18 protein-coding genes are annotated in these 20,096 nt (G+C 43.7%); 9 read left to right on the top strand and 9 right to left on the bottom strand.

All coding sequences use genetic code 11. From position 1 onward, the window contains the following. Window positions 1–66: 66 nt before the first annotated feature. Complete coding sequence (locus HGO26_RS06045) at window positions 67–1,335, top strand: YeaH/YhbH family protein (RefSeq protein WP_168823933.1); 1,269 nt, start codon at window positions 67–69, stop codon at window positions 1,333–1,335. Between the two features lie 9 nt (window positions 1,336–1,344). Further along, entirely contained in the window at window positions 1,345–2,871 is a 1,527-nt protein-coding gene (locus HGO26_RS06040) for a SpoVR family protein (protein ID WP_028760320.1), read from the top strand. Between the two features lie 84 nt (window positions 2,872–2,955). Here HGO26_RS06040 and fadR read toward each other — a convergent pair whose 3' ends face one another. Further along, window positions 2,956–3,672 carry a fatty acid metabolism transcriptional regulator FadR gene (fadR, locus tag HGO26_RS06035; RefSeq protein WP_028760321.1) on the bottom strand — a complete coding sequence of 239 codons (717 nt, stop codon included), beginning with the start codon at window positions 3,670–3,672 and terminating at the stop codon, window positions 2,956–2,958. A gap of 301 nt (window positions 3,673–3,973) precedes the next feature. On the opposite strand from fadR, the gene nhaB reads away from it, so the two are divergent. The 3 genes from nhaB to HGO26_RS06020 all read left to right on the top strand — a co-directional run bounded on the left by nhaB (window position 3,974) and on the right by HGO26_RS06020 (window position 8,983). Next, window positions 3,974–5,575, top strand: coding sequence for a sodium/proton antiporter NhaB (gene nhaB, locus HGO26_RS06030; protein ID WP_028760322.1), 1,602 nt, complete (start codon window positions 3,974–3,976; stop codon window positions 5,573–5,575). An 89-nt stretch (window positions 5,576–5,664) separates the two neighbouring features. After that, complete coding sequence (gene dsbB / locus HGO26_RS06025) at window positions 5,665–6,192, top strand: disulfide bond formation protein DsbB (protein ID WP_028760323.1); 528 nt, start codon at window positions 5,665–5,667, stop codon at window positions 6,190–6,192. Between the two features lie 160 nt (window positions 6,193–6,352). Next, window positions 6,353–8,983 carry a PAS domain-containing protein gene (locus tag HGO26_RS06020; protein ID WP_168823931.1) on the top strand — a complete coding sequence of 877 codons (2,631 nt, stop codon included), beginning with the start codon at window positions 6,353–6,355 and terminating at the stop codon, window positions 8,981–8,983. 11 nt (window positions 8,984–8,994) lie between these two features. On the opposite strand, the gene HGO26_RS06015 is transcribed toward HGO26_RS06020, so the two are convergent. From HGO26_RS06015 to HGO26_RS05980, 8 genes are all read right to left on the bottom strand, one after another. Beyond that, window positions 8,995–9,357 (bottom strand): SpoIIAA family protein, encoded by a 363-nt coding sequence (locus tag HGO26_RS06015; RefSeq protein WP_168823929.1) that lies wholly within the window; start codon window positions 9,355–9,357, stop codon window positions 8,995–8,997. Between the two features lie 423 nt (window positions 9,358–9,780). Further along, a complete protein-coding gene (locus tag HGO26_RS06010; protein ID WP_028760326.1) occupies window positions 9,781–10,137 on the bottom strand; it encodes a DUF3802 family protein in 357 nt (118 codons plus the stop codon). 176 nt (window positions 10,138–10,313) lie between these two features. Continuing rightward, window positions 10,314–10,889, bottom strand: a complete 576-nt coding sequence (locus tag HGO26_RS06005; RefSeq protein ID WP_028760327.1) for a YceI family protein — start codon at window positions 10,887–10,889, stop codon at window positions 10,314–10,316. A 155-nt stretch (window positions 10,890–11,044) separates the two neighbouring features. Further along, window positions 11,045–11,497 (bottom strand): YaiI/YqxD family protein, encoded by a 453-nt coding sequence (locus tag HGO26_RS06000; RefSeq protein ID WP_006081277.1) that lies wholly within the window; start codon window positions 11,495–11,497, stop codon window positions 11,045–11,047. Window positions 11,498–11,565: 68 nt separating this feature from the next. Next, on the bottom strand, window positions 11,566–12,204 hold the full coding sequence (gene pdxH / locus HGO26_RS05995; protein WP_168823927.1) for a pyridoxamine 5'-phosphate oxidase: 639 nt from the start codon (window positions 12,202–12,204) through the stop codon (window positions 11,566–11,568). A gap of 28 nt (window positions 12,205–12,232) precedes the next feature. After that, entirely contained in the window at window positions 12,233–13,174 is a 942-nt protein-coding gene (locus HGO26_RS05990; RefSeq protein ID WP_168824116.1) for an adenosylmethionine decarboxylase, read from the bottom strand. 159 nt (window positions 13,175–13,333) lie between these two features. Then, a complete protein-coding gene (gene speA / locus HGO26_RS05985; protein ID WP_028760330.1) occupies window positions 13,334–15,247 on the bottom strand; it encodes a biosynthetic arginine decarboxylase in 1,914 nt (637 codons plus the stop codon). Between the two features lie 487 nt (window positions 15,248–15,734). Next, window positions 15,735–15,887, bottom strand: a complete 153-nt coding sequence (locus HGO26_RS05980; protein ID WP_011846564.1) for a hypothetical protein — start codon at window positions 15,885–15,887, stop codon at window positions 15,735–15,737. Between the two features lie 597 nt (window positions 15,888–16,484). On the opposite strand from HGO26_RS05980, the gene HGO26_RS05975 reads away from it, so the two are divergent. The 4 genes from HGO26_RS05975 to HGO26_RS05960 all read left to right on the top strand — a co-directional run bounded on the left by HGO26_RS05975 (window position 16,485) and on the right by HGO26_RS05960 (window position 20,031). Then, window positions 16,485–17,327: a CvfB family protein gene (locus HGO26_RS05975; protein ID WP_105252833.1), complete on the top strand. Its 843-nt coding sequence runs from the start codon at window positions 16,485–16,487 to the stop codon at window positions 17,325–17,327. 133 nt (window positions 17,328–17,460) lie between these two features. Continuing rightward, on the top strand, window positions 17,461–18,132 hold the full coding sequence (locus HGO26_RS05970; RefSeq protein ID WP_168823925.1) for a YceH family protein: 672 nt from the start codon (window positions 17,461–17,463) through the stop codon (window positions 18,130–18,132). A gap of 160 nt (window positions 18,133–18,292) precedes the next feature. Then, window positions 18,293–19,123 carry an ABC transporter permease subunit gene (locus HGO26_RS05965; RefSeq protein WP_113938767.1) on the top strand — a complete coding sequence of 277 codons (831 nt, stop codon included), beginning with the start codon at window positions 18,293–18,295 and terminating at the stop codon, window positions 19,121–19,123. Continuing rightward, a complete protein-coding gene (locus tag HGO26_RS05960; protein ID WP_168823923.1) occupies window positions 19,120–20,031 on the top strand; it encodes an ABC transporter ATP-binding protein in 912 nt (303 codons plus the stop codon). Before HGO26_RS05965 ends, HGO26_RS05960 begins: the two co-directional genes overlap by 4 nt. Window positions 20,032–20,096 lie beyond the last annotated feature (65 nt).

Below are 20,096 nucleotides of genomic sequence, written 5' to 3'. Positions count from 1 at the left end.
ACTTGCGCTAACTAAGTACAGGGCTTTGGTGTTACCAAAGCCTTCGCTGGGTTTTGGGAGGTGCGTATGGCGAACTTTATCGATAGACGGTTGAATGCGAAAGGAAAAAGCACAGTCAACCGCCAACGCTTTATCAATAGATATAAGCAACAAATTAAAAAAGCCGTCAGCGATGCAGTGACTCGTCGCAGCGTAACGGATGTAGATAAAGGCGAAAAAATCAGTATCCCAACACGGGATATCAGTGAACCTATGTTTCACCAAGGCAAAGGCGGTGTCAGGGATAGAGTGCATCCCGGTAATGACCAATTTACCCGTGGCGATAAAATTGACCGACCACCTGGTGGTTCAGGCGGCGGTTCGGGCAAAGGCGAGGCCTCAAACTCGGGTGAAGGCGACGATGACTTTGTGTTCGAAATCTCTAAAGATGAGTATCTAGAGTTATTGTTTGAGGACTTAGAACTCCCCAATCTACAAAAAAATCGCCTCAATAAACTGGTGGAATACCAAATTTACCGTGCTGGATTCACCAATGATGGCGTCCCCGCTAACATCAATATTGTCCGTTCATTACGTTCATCCCTTGCTCGTCGCATTGCGATGTCGGCCAGTAAAAAGAAACTATTAAAAGAGTTAGAACAAGAACTTGCTGAACTGGAAAATATTCCAGGTACTAAGGCTGAGTTGATTTTGGATTTAAAAGCTCAAATTGAGGAGTTAAAACAAAAGATTGCTAGAGTGCCGTTTATCGATACTTTCGATCTGCGCTTTAATAATTATGCGAAACGAGAAATCCCCTCTAGCCAAGCTGTGATGTTCTGTTTAATGGATGTGTCTGGTTCTATGGATCAGGCAACTAAAGATATGGCAAAACGCTTCTATATCTTGCTGTATTTGTTCCTCACTCGTACCTATAAAAATTTAGAAGTAGTTTACATTCGCCACCATACCCAAGCCAAAGAAGTCGATGAACACGAGTTCTTTTACTCCCAAGAAACGGGCGGCACCATAGTGTCCAGTGCATTGAAATTAATGCATGAAATTCAACAAGCCCGCTACCCCGCCGATGAGTGGAATATTTACACAGCCCAAGCATCCGACGGTGATAACTGGGCCGACGATTCACCTACCTGTAGGCAATTGTTAGAACAAAAAATATTGCCACTGGTGCGCTACTACAGCTATATCGAAATCACCAATCGCGCCCATCAAACCCTGTGGCGCGAATATGAATCCCTGCAACAGCATTACGACAACATCGCCGTGCAGCATATACGTCAAGCCGAAGATATTTACCCTGTCTTTAGGGAGCTATTCAAGAAACAAGCGGTTTAAGGGGGCACTATGGGGATAACTAAATCAACACCTTGGACACCACTGAGCGATGGTCCCGACTGGAGCTTCGAGCTACTTCAGGACTACCTCAAGGAAATTGAGCGGGTGGCAGCGCTCTATAAACTCAGCACTTACCCGAATCAAATCGAAGTCATCACTGCTGAACAGATGATGGATGCGTATGCTGGCATAGGCATGCCCATAGGTTACACCCATTGGTCTTTCGGCAAACGTTTTATCGAAACCGAGCAAGGTTACAAACGTGGCCAAATGGGGCTCGCCTATGAAATTGTGATTAACTCTAACCCCTGCATCGCTTACTTAATGGAAGAAAACACCATCACAATGCAGGCGCTGGTGATAGCTCACGCCTGTTTCGGACATAACAGCTTTTTTAAAAACAATTACTTATTTAAGACATGGACAGATGCGAGCTCGATTATTGACTACCTTGTCTTTGCTAAAAACTACATCAGTGACTGCGAGCAAAAATACGGTGTAGAACAAGTCGAAAGCGTCATAGACTCCTGTCATGCGCTAATGAACTATGGTGTCGATCGTTATAAACGTCCCTCTGAAATCTCATTCAGGGAAGAACAAGCAAGACAAAAGGATCGCGAGGCTTACCTTCAAAGCCAAGTAAATGATTTATGGCGCACCATTCCAACCCATCAACATGAGCAGTCTCAATCTAAAAAACGTCGTTTCCCCGCCGAACCGCAGGAAAATATTTTATATTTCATCGAGAAAAACGCTCCTTTGCTTGAACCATGGCAAAGGGAAATAATCCGCATTGTGCGTAAAATGGCGCAATATTTTTATCCGCAAAAACAAACTCAAGTCATGAATGAAGGCTGGGCAACCTTCTGGCATTACACTATCTTGAATCACTTATACGACGATGGCGTGGTCACTGATCGCTTCATGATCGAGTTTTTGCAAAGCCATACAGGCGTAGTTGCCCAACCCGATTACAACAGTCGTTATTACAGCGGCATCAACCCATACGCCTTAGGTTTTGCCATGTTCACCGATATTCGGCGTATTTGTGAAAATCCAACCGATGAAGATAAAGCTTGGTTTCCAGACATTGCCGGCAGTAATTGGATAGAAACGTTGCATTTTGCGATGCAAAACTTTAAAGATGAAAGTTTTATTAGCCAATATCTCTCACCTAAAGTTATCCGCCAATTTAAATTGTTCGGTATCCATGATGATGAGAAACGCAATTATCTTTCGGTATCTGCAATCCACGATGAACGGGGCTATCAAGATATTCGCCAGTTACTATCACAACAATATAACCTGTCTAATATTGAGCCGAATATCCAAGTACATAATGTAGAAATCAACGGTGATCGATCCTTAACCTTACATTATGTGCCAAATAACGATATTCCCTTAGCCAACAGCCATAAAGAAGTATTAAAGCATTTACATCGATTATGGGGTTTCACTGTCACCTTAGAGCAAAAAAATGCAGATGCGAGTATTAGCGTCTTAGCATCCTGCCCTGAAGCCAATAAACCAGAATAATAAGCACAATAAAAAGGCCGTTTCCAATTGAAACGGCCTTTTTGTTTATTTAGCGCTATCTTAACGCGATATCACTCACAGAGATTAATGATCTTGAGCAATAGAAGCTGGCATATCTTCGCGTAATTGTAACCACATCTTACCGCTATTCATGCCATAGGTACGCATTAGCGCAGAGACATCGAGGTAATTTTTCGCCTGAGCCAACAGTTCTAATTCTTTGTAAAAGTTCAATGCTAATAAACGCGCATCTGAGCTGGTAAAGTAATAACGACCAACTCGACTATACAAACCTTTAAATCCGTTTAATATCAAAACGTAAAGTGGATTTCCAGACGAAAACGCTAAGGTGTGATGCAGTAAGTAGTCAAATTCAGCATAGGATTCAGCCGTATCTTCAAGCTGGTGAATCTTTGCAAGTACCTCCACAGCGGTATCCGGGTTATAACGCAAAGCACCGCGAAAATAGATAGCACTGACGTTCGTTCTAGCTGACAAGAGTTGGTCAACCAATACCGGAAAACCCTCGGGATTCAAATCAGCAATAGTCTCAAGGATGTTTAAGCCTGAAGTTTCCCAAAAGTTGTTAACCCGTGTTGGTTTGCCATGCTGAATTTTCAACCAACCGTCACGCGCCAAGCGCTGTAGCACCTCACGCAGAGTGGTGCGAGTCACACCAATCAATTCTGAAAGCTCACGTTCAGCCGGTAAAATGGACCCTGGAGGAAATTTGTTTTCCCAAATTGATCTCACAATATACTTCTCTGCAAAACTTGCAGGTCCTTTGGCATTGATAATCATCAGCCCACTTATCCAGTTGTTGTGCTTCGTAATGGTCACTGATCATACCAGAGCGGTAAAAAATGGAAACCATTCACTTAAAATCACTGTGTTATCGCCGTGTAAATGTCACAGAATCGTTCAAAAAAACGACCAAGGTCAATACAGGATGGGCCAATTTTGCCGCTTAGCTCCGCTTTTTGAAATGTCGGTATCAGTAACTCATTACATTAGCTTTCTCTTTAGGCTAGACTCATTTAACTAACGCAGGTATTGATAATAATCACGTGCAATTTTTAACATAATTAGAAGAGAGGCTGCCATGCCGGCGACAATGAGTCAGGCGTTTATTGGGAACTTCTTAGGAAATTCTCCTAAGTGGTACAAAACCGCAATACTGTCATTTTTAATTATCAATCCAATACTCTTTTTCTATGTCGACCCCTTTGTGGCTGGTTGGGTATTGGTTCTAGAATTTATTTTTACCTTAGCAATGGCATTAAAATGCTATCCATTACAGCCTGGCGGATTATTGGCAATTGAAGCCGTCGCGATCGGAATGACATCGGCAAGCCAAGTCTTACATGAAATAGAAGCCAACCTCGAAGTATTATTACTCTTGGTGTTTATGGTCGCTGGTATATATTTCATGAAGCAATTGCTGCTATTTGGCTTCACAAAAATCATTACTAAAGTGCGCTCTAAAATTTTAGTGTCATTAATGTTTTGTTTGGCTTCAGCCTTTTTATCAGCCTTCTTAGATGCGTTAACGGTTATTGCCGTCATTATTGCGGTCGCTGTGGGTTTCTATTCTATTTACCACAAGGTCGCTTCTGGAAAAGATTTCGGCGCTGATCACGATCATACCTCTGAAGGTAAAAATGATGATGGTGAAGATCAGTTAAACGAAGAAGAACTCAGTGCATTCCGTGGTTTCCTACGTAATCTGTTAATGCATGCGGGTGTGGGTACTGCACTGGGCGGCGTGTGTACTATGGTGGGCGAACCACAAAACCTTATTATCGCCGCGCAAGCAAATTGGCAATTTGGTGAATTCGCCGTGCGTATGTCACCCGTTACTGTTCCTGTATTAATCTCGGGTATCTTAACTTGTTACTTAGTTGAGAAATTTGGCATTTTTGGTTATGGCGCTAAGTTGCCAACGGCCGTTCATCGGATCTTATGTGAATATGCCGCCCATGAAGATGCGCGCCGTACCAATAAAGACAACATGAAGTTAATCGTCCAAGCCTTAGTGGGTGTCTGGTTGATCGCAGGACTTGCATTGCACTTGGCCTCAGTGGGCCTAATTGGTCTTTCTGTGATTATTTTAACCACAGCCTTTAACGGCGTTACCGATGAGCATGCCCTCGGTAAAGCTTTCGAAGAAGCACTGCCTTTTACCGCGTTATTAGCTGTCTTCTTTGCGGTTGTTGGCGTGATTATCGACCAGCACTTATTCGCACCAGTGATCCAATGGGCACTGAGTTATCAAGGCAATACTCAGTTGGTGATTTTCTATATCGCCAACGGATTGCTGTCTATGGTGAGTGATAACGTGTTTGTCGGCACTGTGTACATTAACGAAGTGAAAGCGGCATTGATTAACGGTCAAATCAGCCGTGATCAATTCGACTTGCTGGCCGTTGCGATTAATACTGGAACTAACTTACCTTCGGTTGCCACGCCCAATGGTCAAGCGGCGTTCTTATTCCTACTAACCTCAGCACTAGCGCCACTTATTCGCTTATCCTATGGCAGAATGGTATGGATGGCATTGCCTTACACTATCGTGCTGTCTATCGTAGGTGTCATGGCGATTCAAACGGGTTTCTTAGAACAAGCTACCCAATATTTCTATGATTCCCAGATAATCATCCATCACAGCGCGAGTGAAGTTTTAGAGCCGATGACTGGACATTAATCTTCTTTATTGACTGAACTTTATTTAATAAGTAGAGTCCAAAAAACGCCCCATGTCTGAGGGCGTTTTTTGTTGATATGGAGCTCACTTTGACTGTAATGACTCGCTTTGCCCATTCCCGTTCATCTTGGTTTATTCTCGCAGGCACAGCCCTTGGGTTAGAAGCAGCCGCACTGTATTTTCAATATGTCATGAAACTGGAACCCTGTGTCATGTGTATTTACCAAAGACTCGCTATTTTTGGTTTATTGGCAGCAGGTCTCATTGGCATGACAGCACCCAAATATCGAATCGTCAGGATCTTAGCTGCCGTGCTCTGGGCCATCAGTGCAACTTGGGGATTAAAACTAGCCTTATCGCTCGTAGATATGCAAGCCAACCCATCCCCTTTTTCAACCTGTTCATTCTTACCTGAATTTCCAGCTTGGATGCCATTACACGAATGGTTCCCTGCCGTTATGATGCCTACTGGCATGTGTACTGATGTACCTTGGGTCTTTATGGGTGTAACGATGCCCGAATGGATGGTAGTGGCTTTCAGTGGCTTCTTAGTCGCTTGGTTACTCTTTATTGTACCTGTCCTAAGTGGTTCAAATAAACCGTCTCTTTATAAATAACGAGTTTGAGATAAGGCAGGCATAAAACCTGCCTTTTTATTGACGATTATATTCCACTTATCCTATTCAATCCTCGCAACTTAAACATATGCCAATAGCAAAACAGTGAGAAAGCGCTACACTGGCTCAATGAAAAGTGGTGATTTGGAAACTGGGGATTATGGGAAAAAGTTCGACATCTGAGCCACACACGCCATTAACCCAATGGCAAAACAGTTTGCCATTCAAATTTAGCCTTATTCAGCTCGTCATTGCCGCTATTTTGATTTGTAGTACAGCTTGGGTGATGCTAAGCATTCAACGCCAACAAGTTCTTGATCAGCAAGCCGTGTTAAACCAAAACTATGGCCAGTTGATTATCGCCAAACTGCAAGAAATGACTTCACAGGTTGAAACCGTAGTCGACTCTATTTCCAGTATTGCCAAACTTTACCGCTATGATCATGAGCAACTGGTGAAAACCATTCCCACGTTGCTGAAACTCGATAGTCAACAACGCATCATTTCTGGCGGCGGCGTCTGGCCGGAACCCGGCGCGTTTAATCAGCAAAAATTTCGAGATAGCCTGTTTTGGGCAAACAATGTAAACGATGAATTAGTCGCCATTGATTCCTATAACAAAGACACGTTCCCAAGCTACCACACCGAAGAATGGTATCGCCCGACGCGCTATTTTCCTGCTGGTAAAATTTTCTGGTCAAAATCTTATTTCGATCCGACAACCCATGAGTCAATGATCACAGCCTCAGGCGCTATGTGGATGGACCATCAGTTTATTGGTGCCGCCACTGTGGATATCAGTTTAGAAAAGCTCAATGTGCTATTACGCAATACTATGATTAATGTCAGAGGCTATGTCATAGCCTTAGATCATCAAAACCAAGTACTCGCCTATCCAGATGCCAATAACGATCTTAAGCATCAAACCAATACCAATCATTCTTTCGTCACCTTCAATCATCTCGCCAGCCAACAGCCAGATTTCAGCCCCGTCGAAGTCGCATTGCAGAGTGCAGATAAAGCCTTTATAGAAGCGGCGATTGCCGAGCGCGTTTTTACCCAAGAACAGATGCAGCATCTAACGAGACTAAGTCATCAAAATGAGCGTGACATGTTAGCGGCCATCGTAAATAACAATGCCTTAAATCATTTTACTGCCCCGAAATTACTGACGTCGGTAACTTTGACCCATGATCCAATCCTTAAAACGGCATCTCTCGTTTCGGTATTTCTCATGCCAAATACCTATTGGAAGGTACTTGTCGTCACCCCAATTTCACCGCTGCAAGATACCGCTAAACATTTAATCGAAAAGGTCGGCGTTTATTTAGTCTGTATTCAACTATTAGGCTTAATTCTATTATTCTTACTCCAGCACCGACTATTTATCACCCCCATTATTGAAATCGTCCAAGCCTTAAAACGTAATGATTCCGCCTCAATCGAACTCAAAGCCAATAACAGCCATGACGAAATTGGCTTATTGGCAAAAACATTCCTGTCGCGTACTCGACAGCTTGAAGTGGCAATGGCGAGCTTAGATGCGAGTAATCTGGCACTAGAACAGCAATTGCAGAGCCAAAACCTGTTTCAACTGGAGTTAAAGCGCCATAAAGAACAATTGAGGGCTTTACTTAAATTTTCTCAAAATCTCATCTATATCAAAGATCTTCACGGTAAATATATTCTCGTCAATGACAAATATTGTGAAATCTTAGGTATAGAACGCAGACGCATTATTGGCACCTCTGATTTTGAGATATTTCCCAGCCAATTTGCCCACGAGTATCAACAAAATGATCGACGCGTTCTGCATAATCATGAAGCCATAAACTTTGAAGAAGCTATTCCATCGCCCCTAGGCAATCTTATTTATATCGTGACTAAATTTAAGATCAAAGATGATGACGATACCGTTATTGCAGTCGGTGCTATTGCCTTTGATATCACCTTACAAAAAATTAAAGAGCAAGAACAAGAAAAGTTACTTTTAGGGCAAGTCGAGGCGCTTAATCACCTACAAGAACAAGTTCGTCTCAGTAATCAACATAACCATGAACTCTATCTGCTCCAAGACAAATCAACCCAATTGCTTGAGAAGCATCATCAACTCAATCTCAGTCGTGAACAAAGCCAACAGCTAATGCAAAATTTTCTAGCGGAAATGATGACGCAAATTATGCATGAGCAAGATCAGCTACTCGCCAAAGTGTGCCAACTTCAGCCAATAGATAATGCTAACGACCAAAATCAGATCACCGAAATCATGGTGACTCAGGCAGATAAATTGCGACATATTGCCCAGTTATTAACGAATCATCAAAATGACATTCGGCCACTGCATCTCGCACAATTTATGCGCCATCTCTTAGGGTTGCTAAAGGTACAATTAGCTAAAACAAATGTGGAAATAGCGTTAAATTGCGAAGAAAACATCATTATTGATGGCCCTTCATGGCAATATTTGCAGCTGTTTTATCGTCTAATCACCAACACGTTGAATCATGCATTTAAAGCTCACAATGAACAGCGTGAAATAACCATTAATATCGACAAGTCGAGCGAAGAGTTACACATCAGTATTATCGATAATGGGATAGGTATGACAGAGTCGCAACTCGCACAGTTACGGCAAGAACTAACGCAAGAACTCTGCCTTGGAACGCTGACCTGTATAAATCTGTGGCTTAAAAATGATCTCAATGGCAGCCTTAGCATCAGTAGCCACTTGAACCAAGGCACACACATTCAATGTCGTTGGCCATTGAGTACAAATTTAGAACCGCAATAAACAAAGGTGCGTTATTGATCTAACCATGCCTTGGCTTGGCTATGTTCATCGGCGGTAAATACCTTTACCGGACATGGCAGCATGCAGGCTAGCGCATTAATCATAGCATTTGTTTGAGTGGCATTGGCAATCATCACAACCCTTGAAAAATCACTTAAATGAAATAAACCTAATACCGCATCATCCCACAGGGCCCCAACGGATATACCTTCAAATTCAGGGGAAAACTCGTACCAAAGGCGAATACTGGCGTGGTCTTGCAGCTTGGCTTCTATGGCGGGAACCAAATAGCCTTCAACATCCCCATGGTTAACACGGCCAGATGCGACCACAGCCAATATATCATCAGCATGACCCGAAGAAATCGTTAGCATTGAACACTCCTTATCAATACATGAAGGGAAAAATAGTTAAAGCTCATACACTAAAGATACACAGACAATGACATAAATGCGGGAAAGATGGGCTTTTTATTTTAAGCTAACACCATTTTATACATACACATCAGCAATGCAAATGACGCCAAAAGGAGCGAATCCACAGCGATAACTCGCATAACCCAGCAACAAAACTTAGTCGCAGAACTCGATGAAAAATGGTGACCATACGAAATAACATGAAGTGAAGCAAAGAGCAGATATTTACCTCACACTCAAAGCTGCTGCAGCTCGAGCTTAACAATAAGAGTGAGGAAACACATGGTACTCAAACGATGATGATTTACGCCGCTAAAAATTAGTATTAGTCCTGACTTACCTGAAATCACGCATTAATAAATAATCTAATTGCTATTCTGACTAAGCACTCACTTGAAGTTTAGCGATTTCTTGATCGAACAAATTCTTAATCAAACTAGAAAACTCAGTAATAAATAAAGTCTGTGCGGGAGTCGCTTTATGGTTGGCTACTGAAGCTAAAATCTCTTCTAAATCATACACAATTGCATCCACTTCACGGATAATCACATTACGTTGCGTAAAAGACAACGATGGATTTTGGCCACACACCATAATGATCTGTGCCGACAATTGCTCTTCAAATAATTCCATCACAGTATCGTCTGAAACTACCTCTGAACCTGGTGTTTCAAATAAGCCAAGATGTTCAGTTAAATACTGGACCAAATGCATGTAACCATCTTTATCTGTGACCATTTTTTACCCTTTAAACTCATTAACTTAATATCTATTGTGATGCTATTAATAGCACATCAGAAAATATCAAAGAAGCCAAAAGCTCGGCTTCTTATCAAGATCTCGCATACGCCACTTATTTAACTCTAGCCTATCTTCGATAACAGACGTATTGATCTATACCAATCTTATTGAAGTTACTGAGTTAAGGTTAGTACAAATGACACAGGAACAGCTTGACTAATGCTCGATAAACCCGCAATTTCACGTAATTTATCAATCCCAGCCACAAGATCAAACTCATTGGCATTAACAATTACCGGTTGAAAACTGTTCACTAAAAGTTTGTTATCAGAAACTTTAGTGATAATCACCGAAAAAGCCTTAGTTTGCGATTTGCCGTGTAACGCAATTTTTCCATCAATATCAAAAACTTTACTCTCACCGACGCCAAGATTTTTTAGTATCTTAGGGTCTACTTGTGATGACAGTTTAAGCTCTGGATACAAAGACACTTCAAATAACAAATTTTGCATCCGCTCATCGCGGACATCAATACCCGTTGCCACACCGATTAGTGGAATTGTTAATTCAAATTGACCGTTATCTTTTAGCGTACCTTTGAGTTGTTTAAAGTGATGGACTTCACCTATATCACCTTTCTTTACCGAAATAAAACTGACTCGCGAATCTTGTTCCATCACTTGCCATTGCGCGGCACAGCTAAAACTGGCCATAGCAGATAAGGCGACAATTCCCATCCATTTTTTCATCGTATCCGTCCTTAAAGAGTGAGTTTAAAAGCCATGTCGTAAAGAAATTCGACATCCGCAACAGGCTAAAATCCTGCCCAGTTAAACGTGATCAACATCACCTAACTTAAGCTAAAGATACTCTGTTTATCCATTAGCGACCAGTAAACTATGATTCATACGCGCACTAACCATTTATCTAAGCTATTGGCAAAAGCCTGTTTATCTGCTTGAGAAAACGAATCAGGCCCGCCAGTGTGCACGCCAGAACCGCGCAAATCTTCCATAAAATCGCGCATCGTCAGCTTTTGTTTTATGTTATCGACGGTATAAAGCTCGCCACGGGGATTGAGCGCCAAGGCGCCCTTTTCAATGATTAAAGCCGCTAAGGGAATATCCGCGGTGATCACTAAATGCGTCGGTTCCACATGATCGACTATATATTGATCTGCCACATCAAATCCCGCACCGACTCGAATTTGGCTGATATAGGGAGATGGCGGTACACGGATCATCTGATTAGCCACCAGCACCAGCGGCAGGGCTTTGCGCTCCGCCGCCCGAAACAGGATTTCTTTGATGGGATTAGGGCATGCATCCGCATCAACCCAAATTTTATAATCACTCAATGTCTTTTAGCTCTGTAATTAGGTTCACAAGCTCAGTTTTATGCCGAGCTATCGAACTTTGCGCCGTACTATGGCGCTAAACGATCGATTTCCCACTCGGCATCATGGCGGGTATACATAAAACGATCATGCAGCCTATGTTCTCCACCCTGCCAAAATTCGATACTCGAAGGTCTCACTAAGTAACCGCCCCAAAAACTGGGTAAAGGCACATCGCCCTTAGCGAACTTAGCTTTCATTTCGAAGAACTTGCCTTCAAGTACTTGTCTAGCGCTGAGTTTACTCGACTGCTGCGATACCCAAGCCGCAATTTGGCTGTCCTTAGGACGGGTAATAAAGTATTTAAGCACTTCAGCGGTGGACAGTGCCTGCGCTTCACCGAGCACAGATACTTGACGCTCTAGAGGATGCCAAGGGAAATGTAAACTGACTTTATTATTAGCAGCAATTTGCTGTGCTTTGCGGCTGCCAAGGTTAGTAAAAAATACGAAACCTGTGTCATCAAAACGCTTAAGTAATACTATACGTTGAAAAGGTTGGCCGTGCTCATCTACAGTCGCCACACACATGGCGGTGGGATCGCTAAGCTCAGCATCCCTTGCCTGCGTCATCCACAATTCAAACAAGTCCATCGGGTTTTGCGGTAAGTCGGCACGTCTTAAGCCGCCTTTGGCATACTCGCGGCGGATATCACTGAGATCTGTCATAGGGTTTCCTTAAGCAAACACCAAAAATTCACATGAGTTCAGGGATCAGCACTTCAGCCTGAAGCTGCTGATAGTGGCTAAAACCAATGTTATAACCTTGCTCGGTCGTTAATGAACACCGCCCTAAGCATAAATGGGCAGGAAATCCCTGCGTTGAGTCGTCGGTATTAAAGCGGATTGTGTCCCAACTGACAGGAGCAAACAAGGTTAATAGACGCCCCAATAGATCTTGCGGATATAAGGCTAAATCCAGATTCGTTTCAAAGCTCACATAGGAGCTAGCGCACGCATTCTCGCTTTGAGGCGTAATATGCAAGGTAACATAATATTTGCCCCAGAGACCGTTCATCGAAAAGCCTGACGGATCAAATAAATAGGAGTCAATCTCAAATTCAGGGAGTAAATCGTTAAGCTCGAGTGCGGCGCAAATCTCATCTTTACTCTGCGAGCCGCCATTAAGATAGTCGGCAAATTCGCCACGAATGTGGTACATCAACAGCTCACTGGTTTGATCATCATTTGGTGCTCGATAATCACTGTCAGAGCAGAAAAAATAGTGATGATGGCTGTCGAGATGGCCTACTCGAAAGGCTTTACCGGCGATACGTTGGCGCAGTTTGCCAATATCTTCGGCAAAACTCGTGGTTTGCAGATGAGCTTGGTATTCGTTTTTACGCTGATAACTCACCAATGCCATGGCAGGCACGCCAAGCGCGCCGATAAAGTAACAAGCGGCGTCCACTAAGGTACTGTTACCACAGGTGAGCATGACAAATCTGTCGTGCCATACAAACAAGCTGGATTCACTCAACAGATAGGCATCACAGTCCGCATTACTTAACTGCGACAGTATCTCGGCGTGGGCACAGTTGACTAAGGCAGACCAAAAACTCACATCGAGTTCTCGTAAATTCGGCGTAGACGCCGTCACGATAATCTCGAGTTTTTTTTCTGAACCTTCGAAAAACATCAACTCTTTGACCTCATGATCGTCACTCATCCTTTACTTGATCCTAGAACAACGCGATTTTACACGACTAAAACGGCAATAAAAGCGAAAAATCTGTCCTTATAAAAACAAAAATCAGCCGAGGTTACCCAAGGCTGATTTATTTTAACACGCTAGAAATTAAGAAAAATCTTCTAAATAGGTATAGCCTTTCAGCCCTAGTTGCAATTCTTCTAAAATTTGTGCGCGTTCACCTTCGGCGATATGCAGATTCACTAACTCTTCATAAGTGCGCATAAAGGCCACCGCATCTAAGTTAACGTAACGCAATACGTCAGCAACCGTGTCACCCGCCAATACCGATTCGATGTTAGTCACACCATTATCTTCAATGCGAACCACTGCTGAGTTTGTATCACCAAAGAGGTTATGCATATCACCCAAGATTTCTTGGTATGCTCCCACAAGGAAGAAACCAATCAGGTACGGGCTATCCGCACTCCATGCTGGCACTGGCAGCGTGGTTTCAATCCCTTGACCATCAACGTATTGATCGACAATACCGTCAGAGTCGCAGGTGATATCGAGCATGACAGCACGGCGCTCAGGGGCTTTATCTAAGCCCGATAACGGCAATACTGGGAACACTTGGTCAATACCCCAAGCATCCGGTAATGACTGGAATAATGAGAAGTTAACAAAGAACTTATCGGCTAACTTTTCATTGAGTTCATCAATGATAGGTCTGTGATAACGGTTTTTCGCACTCAATAGCCCTTGTACTTCATGACATACACGCAGGTTAGCTTGCTCAGCCCACGCACGCTCCGCTAAGGTCAATTGACCTAAAGCAAATAGCGAATGCGCTTCTTGTAAGTCACTTTGGCTATCGTGGTAAATCTCAATCAAAGCACGTTGATCGGCGCGGCCGCTAATCTCAGACCATGAATGCCACATGTTATGCAATAACTGTGGTGAATCTTCCGCTGGCGGTTGAATATCTTCAGGCTGATAAGCTTCAGTACCGATAACATCGGTGATAAGCACAGCATGGTGCGCCGTTAAGTAACGACCCGATTCTGAAATAATACGTGGCATAGGTTGCTCGTATTCATTACAGATGTCAGTCAATACGTTAACTATGTTGTTGGCGTATTCGGTCAGGCCATAGTTCATCGAGTTATTACTTTGGCTACGAGTGCCATCGTAATCCACCGCTAAACCACCACCGACGTCGAAGCAGTTAACGCTTGCGCCTAATTCACGTAATTCACAGTAGAAACGACCCGCTTCACTCACACCTTGGCGAATATCACGGATATTAGCGATTTGCGAACCTAAGTGGAAATGCAGCAATTGCAGCGAATCCAGCATATCGTGTTGCTTAAGTTGCTCTACAACCAACAAAATTTGCGCAGCAGATAAACCGAACTTAGATTTTTCACCGCCGCTCGCCTGCCACTTGCCTTTGCCTTGGAACGCTAAACGTGCACGTAGACCTAAACGCGGTGTCACACCCAGACGTTTAGATTCAGCTAACACCATTTTCAGTTCAGACAGTTTTTCTAAAACGATGTAAACCTTGTGGCCTAACTTTTCACCAATCAGTGCTAAACGGATATATTCATTATCTTTATAACCATTACATACAATGACTGAACTGGCTTTTTGCGCCATGGCTAACACAGCCATCAGCTCAGGCTTACTGCCTGCTTCTAAACCCAGTTGTGGTACTTCTTTTGATGCCTGACTCGCCAGGATCTCTTCCACCACAGTTTGCTGTTGGTTTACTTTAATCGGGTAAACCAGCAAATAGTCCGCCTGATACTCGTACTTCTGTATCGCTTGGTCGAATGCTTGGCACAAACTGTTCACTCTGTGGTGCAGGATCTGCGGAAAACGAACTAGTACAGGTAAAGCGACGCCCGCTTTAACCATGTCTTTGGCTAGCTCATTTAAGCCAATCTTGTAATCAGGATTTTTGGGGTCCGGTGACACAGTCACCTCACCTTGATCGCTAATCCCATAAAAACCTTGGCTCCAGTGAGTAACATTGTACCCAGCACGAGCATCATCAATAGACCAATCATTCATTATTATTTAGCCCGTCTATTAAAAAATGGGTTAAACGGTTATGGCTTAATAGCACAACCGCCCGTTCGACAAACCCAGGCAAAGGGACACCTTACCTGACATACACGAAGGTAGATTTTACCTTCTCCTTAATGCCGCAACGTCACGCTAGTGTAAGTGACATTGCTGCGATTTTCATTAATAGCGCAAGAGACAACGCATCTTAGCGCAATACATCGTATCATATTGAAGGGAAAGCTTATTCCCTTACCTCAGTAAAGCTATCTTTACTTGCCTCGCTTGCATTTATCCTCAGGCTAAAGGGCGCAAATACCGCCAAAAAGCCAAATAAGATCCTGAGTCGCATCCTTAAAACATCAAGCTAATAAGTAGCTTAAAGACGTTTGAAAGAGGTTAAGACCTTCAGAAACCGATAACACAAGTAGAAAACGAAAACCGATAACACTGAACTAGCGAAAACGCCAAACCAGCTTATCGCTAGGCAAGATTATTTTAACAGGGGACTATTGGCTTCTTCGCGGCCAGAATTGATGCGGATCAACGTGAGATGCTTAAGGCCAGTATCATCGTATGGTACGACAATCGAGCGTTGGCATTGTGACACTTTTAGGCAAAGTGCAAAAAATGGATGCTTGTGCATTAGCTAATAAAAACCCTCTTAACCCCATGTAACTACATCTACTGTTAATTACACGGTTAATGACTGGTGAACCATAAAACCTTTATTACTCACGTAATATTTGTAATGTCTGCAACGAGCGGAATCGTTGAACGGCGCAATTAAACCGCGCAATGTCACAGAATGCAAGCAAGAATCTCATTTAATCTTTTACATTAAAATATAATAAACACCGGCTTAACAATCACCCGCCACCCATTGGTTTTAAATAGAGTAATATTAGTTAGTTAACCCATAAACGTCGTACGAGTCTGTTCAATATTTTTTATATCACCTTTGTCACTTTTATTGACATTTACCCCTGCAAATATCCCTGATTTTTGTGTGTCACTCAAGTGATGCACATTTGCCAACATTAAGCGAAGCCAAACAACCAATATCACAGCGCCAAACCCGCCACAAATCAGTGGTTCCTCCGAGACACAATACGTGGTCAAACCTGCGCTAAGTGACGACTCACACACGCTAAGATAAAGCTCAAAGACAATAATGCTGCAGTTTCAGCACCGAAGTGTATAATCGCAACCGAATCACATTCCATTATGCACAGAGAGATCCATGGTACAGATAGGTAAAACCTGCAAACTTGAGGTTGTAAAACAAGTCAGCTTTGGCGTGTATTTAAACGCCCACGAATTAGGGCAAGTACTGCTGCCAAACAAAGTCACCCCAAAAGACTGCCAAGTCGGTGATCTGCTTGACGTGTTTCTGTATCTAGATTCTGAAGATATCGTGATTGCTACCACGCGCCGTCCATTGGCACAGGTAGGCGAATTCGCCTACTTAAAAGCTGTCGCAACCGGTCCTTATGGCGCCTTTTTAGACTGGGGCTTAGATAAAGATTTATTACTGCCCTTCGGTGAGCAACATAAGCCTATTGAAGAAGGCCGCTCATATCTGGTCTATGTACACGCCAACCGCGCCGATGAACGCATCATGGCCTCATCAAAAATCGATAAGTTCCTCGATAAGACAGAGCCGGACTACACAGTCGGTGAGCAGGTCGATTTATATATCGGCGGCACCACAGATTTAGGCTACAAAGCCATTATTAATCATGCCCATTGGGGCGTGATTTACGAAAACGAAGTGTTCCAAAAACTGCGTTTCGGCCAAAGACTCAAAGGTTTCATCAAACAAGTGCGCCGCGATGGCAAAATCGATCTTGTGCTGCAACAAGGCAGTAAACAAGAGTTAGATAAGCATGCCCACATTATCCTGATAAAACTCAAACAGGCTGGCGGCTTCTTAGCCCTGACCGATAAAACCGATGCTGAAATCATTTACGATCAGCTTGGTATGAGTAAAAAAGCCTTCAAAAAAGCCATAGGTGGCTTATTTAAGAATGGCCAACTGAGCATAGATAATGATGGTCTGCGTTTAACTGAAACAGCAGAATAATCAACTCTATTCAGGACTTAGCGTTAAAATTGTACAGTTTACCGCCACTAAGGCAGAGTTTGACTGACAACTCCTAGGATATTAAGCATGGCTCTGTTATAAACAAAGCCATGCTTTTTTCTTTGGAGCTTATATGGAACTCACGTTACACGAAGCCAGAGTCATCGGATGCCTGCTTGAGAAAGAAATCATCACCCCTGAGCAATATCCACTCTCGCTAAACTCATTGACCTTAGCCTGCAATCAAAAAACCAGCCGCGAGCCCGTACTCGAACTCAGTGAAACCCAAGTGCAAATCGCCGTTGATTCCCTAAATCGGAAACGTTTGATCAGCGAACAGTCGGGATTCGGCAGCCGCGTCGTTAAATACAAACACCGGTTCTGCAATACCGAATTCAGCGAACTTCAACTGTCCCCCGCCGCACTCGCCATCGTCTGTTTGTTGCTATTACGTGGCCCACAAACACCGGGAGAACTACGGACCCGCAGCAATCGACTACACGAATTTAAAGACGTGATCGACGTGGAAGATTGCATCCGTCAATTAATGAGCCGTGAAAAGCCCTTCTTAAAACAATTACCCAGAGAAGCTGGTCGCCGTGAATCCCGTTATGTGGAATTATTCTCTGCTGCGTCATCGCACGAAAGTGCTAGTCAATCCCGTAGCACAAGTCATACCTTAGCCCATGTTGCTGTGTATGTAGACGCAGAGCCGCTTGAATTAGTGAACAGAGTGACAGAGCTTGAACAACAAGTCGCCGAACTGACGCAAAAGCTCGATGAATTAATCGCCTCATTGAGCTAATTAGCGATAGATAATGACTGATAAATACCGATGGATAATAAGTGCTATGTGAGCAACATGGCACTTATGGACCAATCCACTGTCTACCCAAGGGTGAGAAACTTAACCGCGCCAAGCACCATAGCCCCTGAACCTAGCGCAAAAAGAATAGAGACAGCACATGACCAATAATCCACCCAGCAGTTTCAACAACATGTTTATTATCGCCATGTTTGAACTGCGCAAATTTTTATTTAATACCCGCGGGATCATCGCCTTGGTCGCCTTTGGTTTAGTTTGGGGTGTACTTCTGCTTTACCCCATTCAAAGTGCATCGGCCATGTTATTGCAGCCCAATGTAAAAGATATCATCGACAGCTTATTTGGTGCCAATACCCTCAATGTGCTCTTTGAGTGGCCCGTGGCCGAAATGGCGGTGTTTTGGTGCTTTGCGCTGTATTTGTTTCCACTGTTCAGCATTCTTATCGCCGCCGATCAGTTCTCATCGGATAAAACCCGCGGCACGCTGCGCTTTTTAACCATACGCACTAGCCGTGACAGCTTATTGTTCGGGCGTTTCCTTGGCCAAATTCTGATCCAAGGTTTACTGATCCTATTAACGATTATCGCCACTGTCGCCCTTGCGCTCAGCCGCGACAGCCAACTGTTTTTATCTGCGTTAACGTCTGGCGCCTTAGTGGGCCTTAACCTCATCATAGTGATCTTGCCCTACACGGCTGTGATGACTTTATTGTCCCTGTATGCGCGCACGGCACGCCAAGCTATGGTGTTTGCCACCATTTTATGGACAGTGATTTCCATCACTATCGTGGTGTTAGCGAATCAATCTAGCCTACTAGCACAACTCCAGTGGGTATTACCCGGTGCTCAACTGTCGGACATGCTCAATACCAATGGACTCAATAGCTTAGTCTATGCCCCTATTCCACTGTTACAAACCGCTGTGGCCCTCTTGCTCGGCAGAATTTATATGCAAAGGAGCTCGCTATGAGTCTGATCCAATGCCAAGGGCTGTCGAAGCTTTACGGCAGCAAAAAGGCGCTGAATGATGTGAGCTTCAGTCTTGAAGCGGGTGCCCCCATCGCCCTTGTCGGTCCCAATGGCGCGGGTAAAACCACACTTTTTAGCCTGTTATGCGGCTATTTATCACCTAGTTCTGGAACCATAACCCTACTCGGTGAAGCCCCCAATAGCCCTAAACTCTTAGGCAAGATTGCCGCTTTACCCCAGGATGCAGTGCTCGATCCCAACTTGACGATTGTCAGTCAGTTAATATTTTTCGCTCGTCTGCAGGGCATGAACCTAGAGCAAGCAAAGCAAGAGGCACTGCGCGTGTTGGCCTTGGTCGATCTAATTGATGTTGCCGAGCAAAAACCGCCTAGCCTTAGCCACGGTATGAGTAAACGTGTATCGATTGCGCAGGCGCTGATTGGCTCGCCAGAATTAGTATTATTAGATGAACCGACGGCGGGACTCGATCCTGCCAATGCGAAAAAAGTCCGTGAACTGGTCAAAGCCTTATCACCCACCACAACCTTTATGATCAGCTCCCATAATCTCGATGAGCTCGAAAAGTTGTGCGATCAAGTGTTGTATTTAGATAAAGGCCAACTGAGTCAAGCGGTGTCAATGCATGCATCGACCGACAGCGATTACCTGACGTTAACCATGCAAAATTGTGAGAGCGATGCACTGCAAGCGGAAGTGGCAAAACTGGCGGGAGTGGTGAACATTAGCTCAAAACAAAGCAATGTGTTTATTATCCAGCTAGACACAAATACAGAAAAAGCGCACAACAGTGATATTGAGATGCGCCTATTCGCCCTCTTCAATCAGCATCAATGGCAATACAAGATGCTGCTGAAAGGTCGCACTCTGGAAGAAACGCTCTTTTCATAGGCAAGCGTTAAAAGGGGTTTCTCATCACCCAACGGTTGAATAGTGTTCAATCCATAGCTTAAGCG

The sequence above is a fragment of the Shewanella oncorhynchi genome (assembly GCF_012584455.1).
GTDB lineage: Bacteria > Pseudomonadota > Gammaproteobacteria > Enterobacterales > Shewanellaceae > Shewanella > Shewanella oncorhynchi.
This window is presented reverse-complemented; position numbering and strand designations above follow the sequence as displayed.